Annotated in this window: 1 protein-coding gene; it reads right to left on the reverse strand. The window is 73.2% G+C overall.

Translation table 11 applies throughout. The annotated features are described in order from the left end of the window. The coding region (locus G4D86_RS52025) for an AMP-binding protein (RefSeq protein ID WP_240360983.1) at positions 1 to 229 on the reverse strand (229 nt) is incomplete at its 3' end. Between the last annotated feature and the right edge of the window lie 17 nt (positions 230 to 246).

A 246-nucleotide genomic window follows, 5' to 3' on the forward strand; every position in this document is an offset into this window, starting at 1 on the left:
GGTCGGCGACGAAGGTGGACACCAGGGCGAAGCTCTTGCAGTCGGCCAGGCCCAGCCGCTCGGTGGCGGCGCGCACGTAGTGGACGAGCTGTCCGTGGGCCACGGCCACGCCCTTGGGCCGGCCGGTGCTGCCCGAGGTGAAGAGGACATAGGCGAGGTTGTCCGCGGACACCTCGCACGGCGGCGCATCCTCGCGCCCGGCCGCGAGCTGCCCGGCCTCCGTGTCCATCAACACCTGCCGGACGG

The sequence above is a fragment of the Pyxidicoccus caerfyrddinensis genome, assembly GCF_010894405.1.
In the GTDB taxonomy this organism is placed as follows: Bacteria; Myxococcota; Myxococcia; order Myxococcales; family Myxococcaceae; genus Myxococcus; species Myxococcus caerfyrddinensis.